This window comes from Pseudomonas cavernicola (genome assembly GCF_003596405.1).
GTDB classification, from domain to species: domain Bacteria; phylum Pseudomonadota; class Gammaproteobacteria; order Pseudomonadales; family Pseudomonadaceae; genus Aquipseudomonas; species Aquipseudomonas cavernicola.
Genome location: NZ_QYUR01000002.1, coordinates 1,733,067 through 1,748,088, shown reverse-complemented (window position 1 = coordinate 1,748,088; position 15,022 = coordinate 1,733,067). Strand labels below are relative to the sequence as shown.

Sequence of the window (15,022 nt, the reverse complement as noted above, 5' to 3'; positions counted from 1 at the left end):
ACGGATTAACTCGCCACGCTCGCCCTGCGGGCCAGCCTTCGGCTGTTACTCCGCTTTGCTGCGTCGCACCTTGTGACCCACATGGATGTGGGGAATGCCGCTACCCGTAGGGAACGGGTGCGGCCCTGGCGTCGCTCGCTACCTTTCTCAACGGCCGGGTTACCCAAGTCACAACTTTAGCAAACACAACCAAACGAGCATTGCGCCGTGCACGCCATAACGTGCGCGACGTAACCTCATGTTGCCGGCGTCACGCCTACACTCAAAAGGGCCAATTTGGGCTGACGGCACCCCCCCCTAGGCGGCCTGCGCACGAGGTGTTTTTGGACAGTTCCGCGTCACTGCTGGGCGGCGTTGTATTTGGCTCGATTGGGCTGGGTTATTTCATCTATGGAAAGAAGCAGGATCACCTGATCGCCGGCATCGCCTTGATGGGCTACAGCTATTTCGTTACCGACCTGTACTGGCTGTTGGCGATCGGCATAGGGTTAATGGCATTGCCACGACTTATCAAACTCTGAAGCAGGTGTTAGCCACCCGCATCCCAGGCCTACCGGGCAACGCAGGCGAACTAGCCAAGTACTTTCGACTCCAAATCAAGCAAGCCTTAAAGGCTAACCACAAGGAACGACACCATGTACAAGCAAACCCTCGTGGCTTTTTGTGTACTGGCTGCAGTGGCGGGTTGCTCCAGCAAGCTGGAGAACCCGACCGATTACCTGACCTACCACAACGAGCCGTTACCGAAAAATGTCGAGAAAGGCATGACCAAGGCTCAGGTTCTGACTATCGGTGGCACACCCTCAACAGAACTGCGGCGCACCGAGAGCCCCGGCACTTGCAACAACTACATTCTGGATAAGGATGGCCATCAGCAGGCCTATTACGTCAGCTTCGACTCGGACGGCGAAGTGGACGGCAAAGGCTTCATGACCTGTGCGCAGATGGAGAGCAACGAGCGCGTAAGTAAGCGCCCCGTGCACGAAGGGGGCTATTAGCCACCACTGCCCCCCTCTAAGCAGCAACCAGCAGACCTTAGAACCTGCTCAATATCCGCCGCGCAGCGCAAGCATCAGGCAAGCCTGCGTGGCGACTGCCATAGTGTTGAGATGGTCACCGCCACCTTCCGCTTCTACGAGGAGCTCAACGATTTCCTCCCGGCCGAGCGCCGTCGGCTGGCGTTCACCTGTGTCTGTGCACGAGCGGCGACCTGCAAGCATATGATCGAGGCGCTTGGAGTGCCGCATACCGAGGTCGAGCTGGTGCTGGTCAATGGCGAGTCGGTGGGCTTCGAGCGGCTGCTGGCGGACGGCGATCGGGTGGCGGTCTACCCCAAGTTCGAGACGCTGGATATCAGCCCATTGCTCAAGGTGCGCGAGCAACCTCTGCGGGTCTTGCGCTTCGTTGCCGACGCTCATCTTGGAGCACTGGCTCACCTGCTGCGTATGGCCGGTTTCGACACTCTCTACGACAACCAATTCCGCGACGAACAGATCGCCGCCCTGGCCGCCGCCGAAGGGCGCATCGTGCTGACCCGCGACCGCGAACTGCTCAAGCGCCGGATCATCAGCCACGGCTGCTATGTGCATGCGCTGAAGCCGGCCCAGCAGCTGCGCGAGCTGTTCGAACGGCTCGACCTGGCACGCAGCGTGCTCCCCTTCAGCCTCTGCCTGCACTGCAACGCGCCTCTGCACAGCGTCGACAAGGCGCAGATCGTCGAGCAACTACCGCCGGCGGTACGCGAGCATTACCAGCACTTCCTGACCTGCGAGCACTGCCACCGGCTGTTCTGGGAAGGCTCGCACTGGCGCAGCATGCAGGCGCTGCTGGAGCCACTTCTGAACGAGGCCTAGGCGGGCGACAGGCCCCGCTCACTCAGCCAAACGGGGTTGAACAGGCGCTGGGAGTAGAGCCCGCCGCGGTCACACAGCAAGGTCACCACCGTATGTCCTGGGCCCAGCTCGCGGGCCACCCGCACAGCAGCGACCAGATTGATCCCGGAGGAGCCGCCAAGGAACAAGCCCTCCTCCCGCAGCAGGCGGTAGACCATGTTCACACAGTGCTGGTCGTCGACCTGCACGGCGCTGTCGATCGGCGTGCCCTCCAGGTTGGCGGTGATCCGCGTGGTGCCTATGCCCTCGGTGATCGAGCTACCCTCGGCATGCAGTTCGCCGCTCAGCACCCAGTGGTAGAGCGCACTGCCCATAGGATCGGCGAGGACGATGCGGACCTTGGGGTTGCGTTCCTTGAGGTAGCGGGCGACGCCGGCCAGGGTTCCGCCAGTGCCCGTGGCGCAAACGAAGGCGTCCACCTGGCCCTGGGTATCACGCCAGATCTCCGGTCCGGTGGTCTCGTAGTGCGCCTGGCGGTTGGCCAGGTTGTCGAACTGGTTGGCCCAAATCGCATTGGGCAATTCGGCGGCGAGGCGGCCGGCAATCTTCTGGTAGTTGTCCGGGTCCTTGTAGGGCTTGGGCGGCACTGGACGCACCTCGGCGCCGAGCACCCGCAGCAGCTCCAGCTTCTCCGGCGACTGGTTGTCGGGGATCACGATGATGCAGCGGTAGCCGCGCGCGGCGCTGATATGGGCAAGGCCGATTCCGGTATTGCCGGCGGTGCCCTCGACTATGGTGCCGCCGGGGCGTAGCGCGCGGCGCCGTTCGGCGTCCCGCACTATGTAGAGCGCGGCGCGGTCCTTCACCGAGCCGCCGGGGTTGAGGAATTCGGCCTTACCGAGAATTTCGCAACCGGTCTCGGCGCTGAGCCGGCCGAGGCGGATCAGCGGGGTGTTGCCGATACTGCCGATAAAGCCTTCACGGATATCCATGCTGCACCTCCACCTGGCGCACGGGGAAATGCCGTTTCCACTGTTTTCAGTCTAGCGCCCGCATGGCGAAGGGCACGCCGACGTTGCTCCGGCCTGGCTGCACGCCCTGGCGGGTCTGCCGCGGTTATTTCCCCGGTCGCGGGAGCTGTTGTAGCAACTGGGCGCACTGGTTTTCCCGCTCGCCGCTCGGCGCAACCAACGCCAGCAAGCCAGCGGCCGGAGCCACAACCGCACCCAACAGCAGCATGCCGGCGCCGCGGGCGAGCAACGGTACGGTTTTCACTCCAGCATCCGGCTGCTTGAAGGTGCCGCGCACATACAGCGATGAACGTAGGGAAAGGATGCGCATGCCCTTGGACTCGGGATCGATGGTCATATCCAACTGTTCGGTTTTGAAGTTCGCCGTAGCATCGACGTGGATGATCGCGTTGCCGAGGGTGGTTCCGACCGTCTACAGGAACAGCGCCGCGCCGTTTAACTCAAGCGCCCCATTGATCGCCTGAAAGTACCGTGATAGAGCCTTCCAAGCCATCATTGAAAGCATCGATATGCACTATCGAGCGGCTCAACTTCTTATTCCCCACGTAGAAATTAGTATTGCCTCCGAACCCACTACCACCCGCTCTTCGGAGATCGCCATGAAAACCAAATTACTGCTCAGCCTGACCCTCAGCGTCCTCGCGACCAATGCCTTCGCCCTGCCAAGGGACGCGCAACCGACCTTTGAAGAAGTAAAAGACAGCCAGCAAGAAGCCAGCCCGCTAGATCGCAACCTAGCCGAAGGGGGTGCTGATCGCCTTCTCGAGCGCGTTCGTGTCGCCGCAGATGGCGCTGACCGTACTCCAAGCCAGCAGCGTCTTCGCGTAGCCGCCGACGGTGCCGACCGCACGCCTGGGCAAGACCGCTTCCGCGTAGCCGCGGACGGCGCTGAACGCACTCCTGGTCAGCAGCACCTGCGGGTTGCCGAGGGTGGCTCCGACCGTCTGCTGGAGCAACGCCGTGCGGTATAAAGCAACGTCTTGCCAGAATAAAAAGCCCGGTCTGATTGCCGGGCTTTTTATTCTGCAGGTTTAATCAATCCGTCAACCGCTCGCAGTTCGGCAGGCGATAGATCCAGATGCGCTGCAACGCCGTCGCGAACTGCGCGCTCAGCCGCCCGCTGTTGTAGGTCTGACCGTAACGCTCGGCGATCTCGCGCACCTCGCGAGCCAGTGCCGCATAGCGCCAGGCCGCGCTGCATCACCACTCAGCACCCAACGCACCTGTAGATTGCTGTACTGCGCCTGCAGGGCATGCAGCCCTTCAACAAAAGCCCGCTGCCCCTGTTCACGCACGTAATGCAGCAGGCTGACTGGCGCATTAAAACCCTGCGCCAAAGCGCTGCGGAGCAGGCCGAGCAAGGGCGTCAGGCGCAGCGGCGAGCCAGAGCGAGTGGAATAACAGCCATGCCGACGGCTCTCAGTGAACAGTTGCTCACTGAACTGCCAGAATCCAGCCAGCTCAGTCAACCCTTGTTCACTGAGCCAGGTTCGACGCCTGCAAAGCCCATTTGTTAGAGTGCCCGCACTAGCCGCCGCCACTCCCGAGAAAACCCGTCCCGCATGCCGCCTCGCGCCGAACAGAAACAGCAAACCCGCCAAGCCTTGATGGGTGCGGCACGCAACTTGATGGACAGCGGCCGCGGTTTTGGCAGCTTGAGCCTGCGTGAAGTGGCGCGCAGCGCCGGCATTGTGCCAACCGGCTTCTATCGGCACTTCAGCGATATGGATCAGCTCGGCCTAGCGTTGGTGACCGAGGTCGGCGAGACCTTCCGCGAAACCATCCGCGTAGTGCGCCATAACGAGTTCGAATTGGGCGGCGTGATCGACGCCTCGGTGCGCATCTTCCTCAGCGCCGTCACCGCCAATCGCTCGCAGTTCCTGTTCCTCGCCCGTGAGCAGTACGGCGGTTCACAGTTGGTGCGTCAGTCCCTCGGCAGCCTGCGCGAAGGCATCACCGCCGACCTGGTGGCGGATCTCGCCAGCATGCCCAAGCTGCAGCACCTGGATCCCTCAGCCCAGGCGGTGATTGCCGACTTGGTGGTGAAAACCGTATTCGCCACCCTGCCGGAGCTGATCGACCCACCGGCCATGGAGCTGCCCGCACACCTTACCCCGCAAGCGAAGATGATCCAGCAACTGCGCTTCATCTTTATCGGTGCCAAGCACTGGCAAGGCCTGGGTAGCGCGCAGAGCTAAAGCTCAACGAGCAGATCGGCGGGTTAGGCCTCGAATCGCACAGCCACATGTCCAGGTTGCACGCGGCAGCTGGATAGCTGTCTGCGCGGGTTGACGCACTAACTCGACATTTCCCCCGCCGTTATCGGACGCAATGCCATGTGGTTATCAAGTCCGCCTTGCAGCCCTCGCCCTCTCGTCACACCTTTGTCATAGTCTGCGCGTTTGCTGTGCCACGCCCGCTCCCCTTGATTGGAAAATGCCATGCTGCGCTTCGCCCGCTTTCTGCTCGCTCCGCTGCTGTTGATCGTTGCCGCTCTCGCTGGACTGGCGCTGACCAGTACGCCGACCAGCACCCCGGCGGTGCTCGCTAGCCTGGGTGACCAGCCGCTGGTGATTGCCCATCGCGGCGGCCGTGGGCTGTGGCCGGAAAACAGCCTGTTCGCCTTTGAGCGGGCCAACGCGTTGGGCGTCGACATGCTGGAAATGGATCTCCGACGCAGCCGTGATGGCGAACTGGTAGTGATCCACGACGCGAAGATCAATCGCACCACCAATGGTTCGGGGAAGGTCGCCGAGCTCAGCCTGGCCGAGCTGCAAGCCCTGGACGCCGGCTACCGGTGGACCGCCGACGGTGGCGAAAGCTATCCGTACCGCGATCAGGGCATCCGCATCCCGACCTTCGCCGAGGTGCTGGCGCGCTTCCCGCAGAAGGCCAAAGTAGTCGAGATCAAGGTGCCGGATAGTGGCATGGAAGCGCAGCTGTGCCAGTTGCTCGAAGCCAGCGGCCAGCGTGATCGGGTGCTAGTCGGCAGTTTTTACGACCGCAGCCTGCAGAGTTTTCGCGAAGTGTGCCCGGGCGTGGCCACATCCGCCGGGCCGACCTCGGTGCGCCTGCTCGTCGCGTTGAATTGGATCGGCCTCGGCGCGCTGCTGTCGCCGTCTTACCAGGCCCTGCAAATCCCCGAACGCAGTGGCAGCCTGGAAGTCGCCAGCAACAGCCTGCTACATACCGCGCAGGCGCGCGGCCTGAATGTGCAGCTGTGGACCATTAACGAGCAGCCGGCGATGCGCCATCTGCTCGACATGGGCGCCCAAGGCCTGATCACCGATTACCCGGATCGCGCCCTGCAACTACTCGGTCGCTCGACCCGGGTCAGTTCGCTGAGCGATCAATAGCGAAACCCGCCCACGTCTGGCTCACCGGCATCAACTCCAGGGTGTTGATGTTGATGTGGGCCGGTTGGTTGAGTACCCAGAAAATCGTCTCGGCAATGTCTTCCGATTGAATCGCCTCGGCACCCGCGTATGTCGCGTCATAGCGCGCCTGATCACCGCCGAAACGCACCAGGGAAAACTCGCTCTCGCACAGCCCCGGCTCGATATTGGTCACCCGCACGCCGGTGCCTTGCAGGTCGCAGCGCAAGCTCAGCGAGAACTGCCGCACGAATGCCTTGGTCGCGCCATACACATGGCTGCCCGGATAGGGATAGCTGCCGGCAATCGAGCCGAGGTTGACGATGCTCGCGCCACGACCATGGGCGATCAGCCGCGGCAGCAGCAAGCGGGTGCTGTACATCAGGCCCTTGATGTTGGTGTCGACCATGGTGTCCCAGTCATTCAGATCGCACTGCGGCGCCGGGTCAGTACCGAGCGCCAGCCCGGCGTTATTGATCAGCCCACGCAGCTTGGCGAACTTCGCCGGCAAGGTAGCAATCGCCGCCTCCATCGCATGCCGGTCACGCACATCGAGCTCCAACGGGTATACATCGGTGAGTGCCGACAACTCATCGCAGAGCGCCTGCAGGCGGCTCGCGCGGCGGCCACTGAGCACCAGCGACCAGCCGGCCTGGGCAAAGCGCCGGGCACAGGCTTCGCCGAAGCCGGAAGTAGCGCCGGTAATAAACAAAGTCGAAGTCATAGTGTTCTCCTTGATCAGCTACTCGCCGCGAAATACGACCATCAATACAGTCAGGCCATTGGGTAACGTGCAACACTGGCGGCGCAGTTAGTAAGCCATAGGGTACGTCATCGTTTTCAGCTTGGCGCGGCAGCACACAAGTTGATTCAGACCCGACAGCGAGCACCTGATCAAATAACGTACAACTTTGCCGAAGCCACGCCAGGATAGGTTCAAGCTAAGCTTTGCCCACCTTATCCACAGTTCGCTCCACAGGCTCCTGGGATAACTTTTCCACGGCCACCAAAACCATGCGCTAAACCTTTGAAAAAGCTGCTTTATCCCTTGACTCAGGAGGGACCTACGTGCCGCCGATGGCAATTCGAAGCACCTGATCAAATCTTGATCAATCGGCGCAAAGCCCTACCAGCTATGGGCTCAAGACATTGCTCCCGCACTTACCCACAAGCCTACCCACAGTAGTTGGGGGCAACTCTGCAAAGCGCTTCAGACGACAGTGGATAAAGTGGATAAATCGCTGTTTTGACTCTAAAAAAGCAGATGATCAAAAAACCACCAAAGCCCGCAAGAGCGCTGCTGCTATGGCTGCCTGACAGCTTTACCCACGTTATCCACAGAACGCCCCACAGCTTTTGGGGAAAACTTTGCACTTTATAGTGGGGGGCGACAGCACGGTGGATAAACTCGGCCTAAGTGCCTAATGCCGCTCTCGTAACGGTGCAGGCAATGCGCAAAACCGTTGGCGCGTAGGTTGGTGCTGAGCCGAAGGCGATGCCCAACGACCGGCCTGCAAGGCTGGGCTTCTATGTGTAAACCCTGAGCACGGGAGTCGCAGGCGACTCCTTGTTGGGCATCGCTGTGCTCAGCACCAACCTACGCCCCCGCCGGCTCAAGCAAGTCTCGGCCAGACCTTTGCGCAAGGCTTCGATCAATGGGGCATACGCCAGCGCCGCAGCGACATCGGCGTTGGTGAAAAACCGTAGGGTTTGCATCGGATGACTCCTTGGGCCGCCCCTTCTTCACCCCGCGCACCAGGAGACATCGGCAAGATTGACGGGTGAAGGAAACGGCGGCGTTGAGACCCGGGTTGTAAGGGGCGGCGCAGTTTCCCTCGCCGCCGAACCCGCCCCCTCTCCCAGTGAAAGAGGGGGCGGCCAGTACTAATGCCCGCCGAGATAGGCGTTACGCACTTCCTGATTGACCAGCAGCTCCTGCCCCGTGCCGGTCAGGCGAATCTCGCCGTTGACCATCACGTAACCTCGATCGGAGAGCCGCAGCGCATGGTTGGCGTTCTGCTCCACCAAGAAGATGGTCATGCCGGTCTTGGCCAGTTCGCGCAGGGTTTGGAAGATCTGCTTCACCACGATTGGCGCCAGGCCCAGGCTCGGCTCGTCGAGTAACAGCAGCTTGGGCCGACTCATCAACGCCCGGGCGATGGCGAGCATCTGCTGCTCACCACCGGACATGGTCATCGCCCTCTGATTGCGCCGTTCCTTGAGCACTGGGAACAGCTCGAACATACGCTGCATATCCGCGTCGGCGTGCTGGTCGCCGATGGGGATGGTGCCCATCAGCAGGTTTTCCTCGACACTCATGTCGGGGAACACCCGCCGCCCTTCCGGTGACTGCGCCACGCCATTGGAGGCGACGTAGTGCGACGACTTGTGGGTGATGTCCGTGCCGCGATAGATGATCTGCCCGCCTGTCGCTCGCGGCTGGCCGAAAATCGACATCAGCAGAGTGGATTTACCCGCACCGTTTGAGCCGATCAGGCTGACCGTTTCGCCTTCGTTGATGTGCAGGCTGACCTGCTTCAACGCCTGGATCGGGCCGTAGTACACATCGATTTCTTTCAGTTCGAGAAGAGGTGCAGTCATACCAGCTCCTCCTCGTCGGCGCCCAGGTAGGCAGCGATCACCTTGGGATCGTGGCGAATGGCTTGAGGCGGCCCTTCGGCAATCACCTCACCATGGTCGAGCACCACAATGTGATCGGAAATGCTCATGACCATCCCCATGTCGTGCTCGATCAAGACCACGGTGAGATCGTGTTCGTCGCGCAGCAGCCGGATGATGCGGCTGAGCGCTTCGGTTTCCGCCGGATTGAGGCCTGCCGCCGGTTCGTCCAGGCAGATGATCTGCGGCCGCGTGCACATGGCGCGGGCGATCTCCAGGCGGCGCTGCTGGCCGTAGGACAGCTCACCGGCCAGGCGGTTGGCGCAGTCCACCAAGTCGACCACTTCCAGCCAGTAGAAGGCGTGGTTCAGCGCCGCCTCTTCGGCGCGGCGAAAACTCGGGGTGTTGAAGATCCCGGCGAGCATGTTGCGGTTGATCCACATGTGCTGCGCCACCAGCAGGTTCTCGATCACCGACATTTCCCGGAACAGGCGAATGTTCTGGAAAGTCCGCGCCAGCCCCGAGCGGTTGACCAGATGGGTGCCGCCGAACATCTTGTAGTAGAGGCGGCTGCCGAGCGTTTTCAGGGAGATGAAGTCCGTCGCCCGGAAGGGCTCACCGAGCACCTTGATCACATCGGTCGTGGCGCCACGGGCCTTCATCTTGATGCTGCCGCCGGTGGCTTTGTAGAAGCCGGTCAGGCAGTTGAACACCGTGGTCTTGCCGGCGCCGTTGGGGCCGATCAGGGCCGAGATGCTGTTGCGCTTGATGTTCAGGCTGACATCGTTGAGCGCCTTGATCCCACCGAAATGCATCATCAGGCGATCCACGGACAGGACGATTTCGTCGCTCATGGCGCTACTCCTTTACGCGGGACGAAGCCACTGCGACTGATCCGAATCAAGCCACGCGGACGCCAGATCATCATCAGCACCATCAGCAGGCCCAGCAGCAGCACCCGGTATTCGGCGAAGCTGCGCAGCAATTCCGGCGCCACCGTCAGCACGAAGGCGGCGATCACCACCCCCACGGTCGAGCCCATGCCGCCAAGCACGACGATGGCGAGAATCATCGCCGACTCGAAGAAGTTGAACGACGACGGATTGACGAAGCCTTGATAGGTGGCGAAGAACACCCCGGCCAGACCGGCAGTGGAGGCGCCGAGCATGAAGGCCGAAAGCTTCACCAGCACATGGTTCAGCCCCATGGCGCGGCAGGCGATCTCATCCTCGCGCAGCGCTTCCCAGGCGCGGCCGACCGGCATCCGCGTGAGGCGGTGCTTGATGTAGAGCACCAGCATCACCACCAGGAACAGCACGACGTAGATGAACAGGAACTTGATATTGGGGTTGTAGGCGAGGCCGAAGAACTCATGAAAGGGCACCCCGCCATCCTTGGCCCGACGCGCGAACTCCAGGCCGAAGAAGGTCGGCGACGGCGCCGGCATACCATTCGGGCCGCCGGTGAAGGACAGCCAGTTGTTGAGGATCAGCCGGATGATTTCACCGAAGCCGAGCGTGACGATGGCCAGGTAGTCGCCGTGCATGCGCAGCACCGGAAAGCCCAGTAACGCCCCGGCCAGCGCCGCCATCAGCGCCGCCAGCGGCAGCACCGTCCAGAAGCCCAGGCCGAGGTACTGATAACCCAGCGCCAACCCGTAAGCGCCGATCGCGTAGAACGCTACGTAGCCCAGGTCGAGCAGCCCGGCCAGGCCGACCACGATGTTCAGGCCGAGGCCGAGCAGTACGTAGATCAGGCCGAGGATCACCACCGTCAGCAAGTACTTGCTGGCGAAGAAGGGGAAGATCACCGCCAGGACGATGACCAGCGGGATGATCCAGCGCAGTCTGGTTTTGTAGTTCGCCGGCAGCACATGCACACCCGAACCAGTGTTTTCGAACGTCTGGGCGATGGCCAGGCCTTTGCTGGTTTGCATGAACAGGCTGATGGCGAAACGGCCGAGCATCACCGCCGCGATGATCCAGCCGACCCGCTCGAACTGCAGATTGAAGCTGTAGCCGTCGAGCACTACACCGACGATCGGGCCGAACACGATCAGCGCTATCAACCCGGCGAGAATCGCATCGACCAGGCTCTTCTTGAGATCCAGAGCCTTGTTATGAATGGCTGAGGACTTGAGTTCCAGAGACTTGCTATGAATGGCTGAGGACATGCTTACACCTTTGCCACGTGTGGGCGACCGAGTAACCCTTGTGGTCGGAAAATCAGAATCAGCACCAACAAGGAGAAGGAGAACACGTCCTTGTAGTCGGTGTTGACCATGCCGGAGAACTGCGCCTCGGCGACGCCGAGAATGATCCCGCCGAGCATCGCGCCGGGCAGCGAACCGATGCCGCCGAGCACGGCGGCGGTGAACGCCTTGATACCGATGATGAAGCCGGCATAGAAGTCGAAGGTGCCGTAGTTCATGGTGATCAGCACACCGGCCAATGCGGCCATGGCGGCGCCGATGACGAACACGTAGGAGATCACCCGGTCGGTATTGATGCCGAGGATCGAGGCCATCTTGCGGTCCTGCTGGGTCGCCCGGCACATCCGCCCGAGCTTGGTGTGCTGGATCACGTAGGTCAGCAAGCCCATGCCGGCGAACGCGGCGATCAGGATGAAGACCTTGGTATAGGTCAACTGCACATAGCCCTCACCGATATTCAGCTTCAGCGCGCCGTCGAGGAGCGTGGGCACGCCTTGCTGGCGCGCGCCCTGGCTGATCTGCACGTAGTTCTGCAGGATCAGCGACATACCGATGGCGCTGATCAGCGGTGCCAGCCGGGTCGAGTTGCGCAGCGGTTTATAGGCGACTCGCTCGATCACCCAGCCGTACACGGCGGTCACCAGAATGGTGAACAGCAGTGTGCCGAGGATCAGCAGCGGAAAGGATTCCAGGCCGAAGTAGGCCAATAGCGCCAGGGTGATCGCCGAGAGGTAGGCGGAGATCATGTACACCTCGCCATGGGCGAAGTTGATCATGCCGATGATGCCGTAAACCATGGTGTAGCCGATGGCGATCAGGCCGTAGACTGACCCGAGGGTCAGCCCGTTGATCATTTGCTGCAGGAAAATACCGTCCATTGACTCAGTCTCGTCTGTTGGGGCAACCGGCCTTGGGTTCGGCCGGCCTCCTCAAGTGAAATCAGACGGGTACTGCTGAATAACCTCGGCACTGATTGCAGCGGTGAGCGGGGTTGACGACTCAGCAGCTCCCGGAAGGCACCAACCGCTCAGGCGCGGGTGGCACCTGAGCGATTAGCCGAGCTAGTGCTTACTGCTGGTGGTATTTGCCGTTGCCGTCCCACTCGTAGACCACGTAGTCGGAGACTTTCAGGTCGCCCTTCTTGTCCCATTCCTTCTTGCCCAGCACGGTCTGCACCGGATGGCTTTTCAACCATTCGCTGGCTTTGGCCGCATCGTTCGCGCCAGCACCATTGAAGCCCGCCGCCAATGCCTGCAACGTGGCGTAGGCATACAGGGTGTAGCCTTCCGGCTCGAAGCCGCCGGCGCGGAATTTCTCGATCACCGGCTGGCCATCCGGAATCTTCCGCGGGTCGGCACCGAAGGTCATCAGCACGCCCTTGGTGTACTGCGGCCCGCCGGCGGTGGTGACCAGTTCGTCGGTGACTATGCCGTCGCCGGAGAGGAATACGGCGGTCAGACCTTGTTCTCGCATCTGCCGTACCAGCGGCCCTGCCTCTGGGTGCAGGCCACCGAAGTAGACCACTTCGGCGCCGGAGGCACGGAGCTTGGTGACCAGGGCATTGAAGTCTTTCTCGCCGCGGGTCAGCCCCTCATAGAGCACTTCCTTCACGCCGCGCTTGGCCAGCTGCGCCTTGGTCGCATCGGCCAGGCCCTGACCGTAGGTGTCCTTGTCGTGAAGGATGGCGACCTTCTTCGCCTTCAGCGTATCGACGATATAGTTGCCGGCGACGACCCCCTGCTGGTCGTCACGCCCGCACATGCGGAACATGCCGGACAGGCCGCGCTCGGTGACCACTGGGTTAGTCGAGCCGGGGGTCATGGCGATCACGCCCGCCTCGTCGTACACCTCGGAAGCCGGGATGCTCGAGGACGAGCAGAAGTGGCCGACCACGGCCAGCGCCTTGTCCTGATCCACCAGGCGGTTGGCCACTGCCACGGCCTGCTTGGGTTCGCAGGCGTCATCGGCCTTGACCAGTTTGATCTTTTCGCCGTTCACGCCACCGGCAGCATTGATGTCCTCAGCTGCCTGGGAAGCACCGCGCCAATATTGTTCACCGAACGATGCGTTGGCGCCTGTGTGAGGGCCTGCTACACCAATTACTACGTCCGCCTGTGCGACGGCAGAGATTCCTAATGCAGTGGTAACTGCGAGAGCCAGAAAGCCTTTTCTGAAAATCTTCTGCGACATGGAGTTTTGCTCCTGAGGGTTTGAGTTGCGCTCGTACTTCGGGGAGTAACGAGAGCAAGTGGCGTGCCATTAATTTTTATATTTTGAGATCGCCCTTAACGTCTTTTTTGTGCGCTGCTCACCTCGCATTAAATGTTTTAAATCAGAGACTTACTCGAATAAAACAGGAAACCGAAAACATTCCTGGACGCAGCATCGGCGGAATCCACCAATACGCCAAGTAACAATAGACAGGGGGCTGATATTTGCACATGACTGGTGCGCAATCTACTGGCTTGCGCACTGTTGCGATTCGCCCGAAAAACCGTGAAAACCCCGCGTCGGCTTAAGCCAGTCCGCGTTAACCCCAGCCCCCAAAATACCGGCCCCAGTGCCGCACAGATGGCCCAGGAAGATCACCGTCAAACCGACCTCAAGCTGTCAAATAACGACACGCAAACATTGCCCGGCGTGGTACAGCGAGAAGCCCGCCTCATACAAACAGCTGCGCAGGCCGGCCGCGGTAACGTTCTGCATGGGTTGTAACGGCATCGGTAACGCTTGCGCGTCGCCACTCACCAAGTAGTCGGCGAAAGCCTTGCCCACCACACTGCCGGTAGTCACCCCGCGGCCGTTGTAACCGGTCACTGCGACCAGGCCAGGCGCCGGTTCGAACAGGCGCATCAGGTGATCCGGGGTGAAGGCAATGGTGCCGGTCCAGGTACTTTCCCAATCCACTGCGCCCAGCTCGGGGAAGTAATGCTGCTGAATCCGATCGGCCCAGGCCCGCAGGAACCAGGCTGGTTTATTCGTACCACTGCCGAGGCTGCCCAGCAGCAAACGGCCCGCGGCATCCCGGCGAATACTGCTGAGCACTTGCCGAGTATCCCAGGCCCCTTGGCCGCCCGGCAGAATGCGCGCGGCCGCCTCGCCGCCGAGTGGTGCGGAGGCGACCTGATAGTAGAAGCCGGGAAAGAAATTGCGCCGCAGCTCAGTCCACTCGCCTTCGGTGTAGGCATTCGAGGCGATAACCACCTGCTCGGCATTGACCGCGCCGCGTTCGGTGATCACGCACCACGTCGAGCCTTGACGCTCCAGACGGGTGACCGCTGAATGGTGAAACAGCTTGCCACCCAACTTGGTTACCGCGTTCGCCAAGCCGCTGGTGTAAGCCATCGGGTTCAGCGTGCCGGCGCGCCGGTCGAGCAAGGCCGCCGCGATCCGTTGCGTGCCAGTCGCTTCATGACAAACCGCGCCCGTCAGCATCTCCACCGGCGCGCCACGGCGCTGCCATTGCCCGCAGCGGCTTTGCAGGTCGGCCACTCCGCGAGCGTTATGCGCCATGTGCAGGGTGCCTTCGCGGCGCGCCTGGCAGTCGATGGCATATTTGTCGATCAGCGAAAACACCAGTGCCGGCGCCGCTCCCATAGTCGTCACCAGCTTGCTGCCGACCGCCTGGCCCAGCCCGGACTCGACTTCGTCCGGGGCAATCCATATGCCGGCGTTGACCAGCCCGACGTTGCGCCCCGAGCCGCCCTGCCCGGTTTCGTGGGCCTCCAGCACACACACGCTTTTGCCCTGCTCGAGCAGGTGCAGCGCGGCGGACAGTCCGGTGATGCCGGCACCAATCACGCAGACATCGACCTTCAGCGCGCCGCTCAGAGCGTTGGCTTTTGGCCGCTCAGGTGTCAGTTTTTCCCACAAGCATTCTTGGCGCAGCGTCATTCCCGAATCCTTAACGTCGACAAATTTCCTGTAAGCGCAGTGTTAGTCACGCCCACACCG

Annotated in this window: 15 protein-coding genes and 2 pseudogenes; 6 read left to right on the top strand and 11 right to left on the bottom strand. The window is 61.5% G+C overall.

Annotation, left to right across the window (positions count from 1 at the left end; translation table 11 throughout):
- Nucleotides 1-323 precede the first annotated feature (323 nt).
- The 3 genes from D3879_RS08460 to D3879_RS08450 all read left to right on the top strand — a co-directional run bounded on the left by D3879_RS08460 (nt 324) and on the right by D3879_RS08450 (nt 1,853).
- A complete protein-coding gene (locus D3879_RS08460; RefSeq protein WP_119953608.1) occupies nt 324-521 on the top strand; it encodes a hypothetical protein in 198 nt (65 codons plus the stop codon).
- Nucleotides 522-635: 114 nt separating this feature from the next.
- Nucleotides 636-998: an osmotically-inducible lipoprotein OsmE gene (gene osmE / locus D3879_RS08455; RefSeq protein ID WP_119953607.1), complete on the top strand. Its 363-nt coding sequence runs from the start codon at nt 636-638 to the stop codon at nt 996-998.
- A 111-nt stretch (nt 999-1,109) separates the two neighbouring features.
- On the top strand, nt 1,110-1,853 hold the full coding sequence (locus D3879_RS08450; protein WP_119953606.1) for a Mut7-C RNAse domain-containing protein: 744 nt from the start codon (nt 1,110-1,112) through the stop codon (nt 1,851-1,853).
- On the opposite strand, the gene D3879_RS08445 is transcribed toward D3879_RS08450, so the two are convergent.
- Nucleotides 1,850-2,824, bottom strand: coding sequence for a cysteine synthase A (locus D3879_RS08445; protein ID WP_119953605.1), 975 nt, complete (start codon nt 2,822-2,824; stop codon nt 1,850-1,852). The genes D3879_RS08450 and D3879_RS08445 overlap by 4 nt on opposite strands.
- A 124-nt stretch (nt 2,825-2,948) precedes the next feature.
- A pseudogene (locus D3879_RS08440) lies at nt 2,949-3,254 on the bottom strand (AsmA family protein); the annotation flags it as partial.
- A gap of 208 nt (nt 3,255-3,462) precedes the next feature.
- Here D3879_RS08440 and D3879_RS08435 point away from each other — a divergent pair.
- Complete coding sequence (locus D3879_RS08435) at nt 3,463-3,834, top strand: hypothetical protein (protein ID WP_119953604.1); 372 nt, start codon at nt 3,463-3,465, stop codon at nt 3,832-3,834.
- Between the two features lie 64 nt (nt 3,835-3,898).
- On the opposite strand, the pseudogene D3879_RS08430 reads toward D3879_RS08435, so the two are convergent.
- Nucleotides 3,899-4,054 (bottom strand): annotated as a pseudogene (locus D3879_RS08430) (acyl-CoA desaturase); the annotation flags it as partial.
- Between the two features lie 371 nt (nt 4,055-4,425).
- Here D3879_RS08430 and D3879_RS08420 point away from each other — a divergent pair.
- Nucleotides 4,426-5,061 (top strand): TetR family transcriptional regulator, encoded by a 636-nt coding sequence (locus tag D3879_RS08420; RefSeq protein ID WP_119953602.1) that lies wholly within the window; start codon nt 4,426-4,428, stop codon nt 5,059-5,061.
- A gap of 243 nt (nt 5,062-5,304) precedes the next feature.
- Nucleotides 5,305-6,219, top strand: a complete 915-nt coding sequence (locus D3879_RS08415; RefSeq protein WP_119953601.1) for a glycerophosphodiester phosphodiesterase family protein — start codon at nt 5,305-5,307, stop codon at nt 6,217-6,219.
- On the opposite strand, the gene D3879_RS08410 is transcribed toward D3879_RS08415, so the two are convergent.
- The 8 genes from D3879_RS08410 to amaA form a co-directional block, all read right to left on the bottom strand.
- The gene (locus D3879_RS08410; protein ID WP_119953600.1) at nt 6,197-6,961 is read right to left on the bottom strand and encodes an SDR family oxidoreductase; all 765 of its coding nucleotides are present in this window, start codon (nt 6,959-6,961) and stop codon (nt 6,197-6,199) included. The genes D3879_RS08415 and D3879_RS08410 overlap by 23 nt on opposite strands.
- A gap of 803 nt (nt 6,962-7,764) precedes the next feature.
- Nucleotides 7,765-7,953: a hypothetical protein gene (locus D3879_RS27800; protein WP_420800907.1), complete on the bottom strand. Its 189-nt coding sequence runs from the start codon at nt 7,951-7,953 to the stop codon at nt 7,765-7,767.
- Nucleotides 7,954-8,121: 168 nt separating this feature from the next.
- The gene (locus tag D3879_RS08400) at nt 8,122-8,838 is read right to left on the bottom strand and encodes an ABC transporter ATP-binding protein (protein WP_119953599.1); all 717 of its coding nucleotides are present in this window, start codon (nt 8,836-8,838) and stop codon (nt 8,122-8,124) included.
- Nucleotides 8,835-9,710 (bottom strand): ABC transporter ATP-binding protein, encoded by an 876-nt coding sequence (locus tag D3879_RS08395; protein WP_119953598.1) that lies wholly within the window; start codon nt 9,708-9,710, stop codon nt 8,835-8,837. The genes D3879_RS08400 and D3879_RS08395 overlap by 4 nt, the downstream gene beginning before the upstream one ends.
- Nucleotides 9,707-11,029 carry a high-affinity branched-chain amino acid ABC transporter permease LivM gene (livM, locus tag D3879_RS08390; protein WP_119953597.1) on the bottom strand — a complete coding sequence of 441 codons (1,323 nt, stop codon included), beginning with the start codon at nt 11,027-11,029 and terminating at the stop codon, nt 9,707-9,709. The genes D3879_RS08395 and livM overlap by 4 nt, the downstream gene beginning before the upstream one ends.
- Before the next feature lie 2 nt (nt 11,030-11,031).
- Nucleotides 11,032-11,946 carry an ABC transporter permease subunit gene (locus tag D3879_RS08385; RefSeq protein WP_119953596.1) on the bottom strand — a complete coding sequence of 305 codons (915 nt, stop codon included), beginning with the start codon at nt 11,944-11,946 and terminating at the stop codon, nt 11,032-11,034.
- A gap of 190 nt (nt 11,947-12,136) precedes the next feature.
- Nucleotides 12,137-13,258: a branched-chain amino acid ABC transporter substrate-binding protein gene (locus tag D3879_RS08380; RefSeq protein ID WP_119953595.1), complete on the bottom strand. Its 1,122-nt coding sequence runs from the start codon at nt 13,256-13,258 to the stop codon at nt 12,137-12,139.
- A 420-nt stretch (nt 13,259-13,678) separates the two neighbouring features.
- Nucleotides 13,679-14,962, bottom strand: coding sequence for an L-pipecolate oxidase (gene amaA / locus D3879_RS08375; RefSeq protein WP_119953594.1), 1,284 nt, complete (start codon nt 14,960-14,962; stop codon nt 13,679-13,681).
- Between the last annotated feature and the right edge of the window lie 60 nt (nt 14,963-15,022).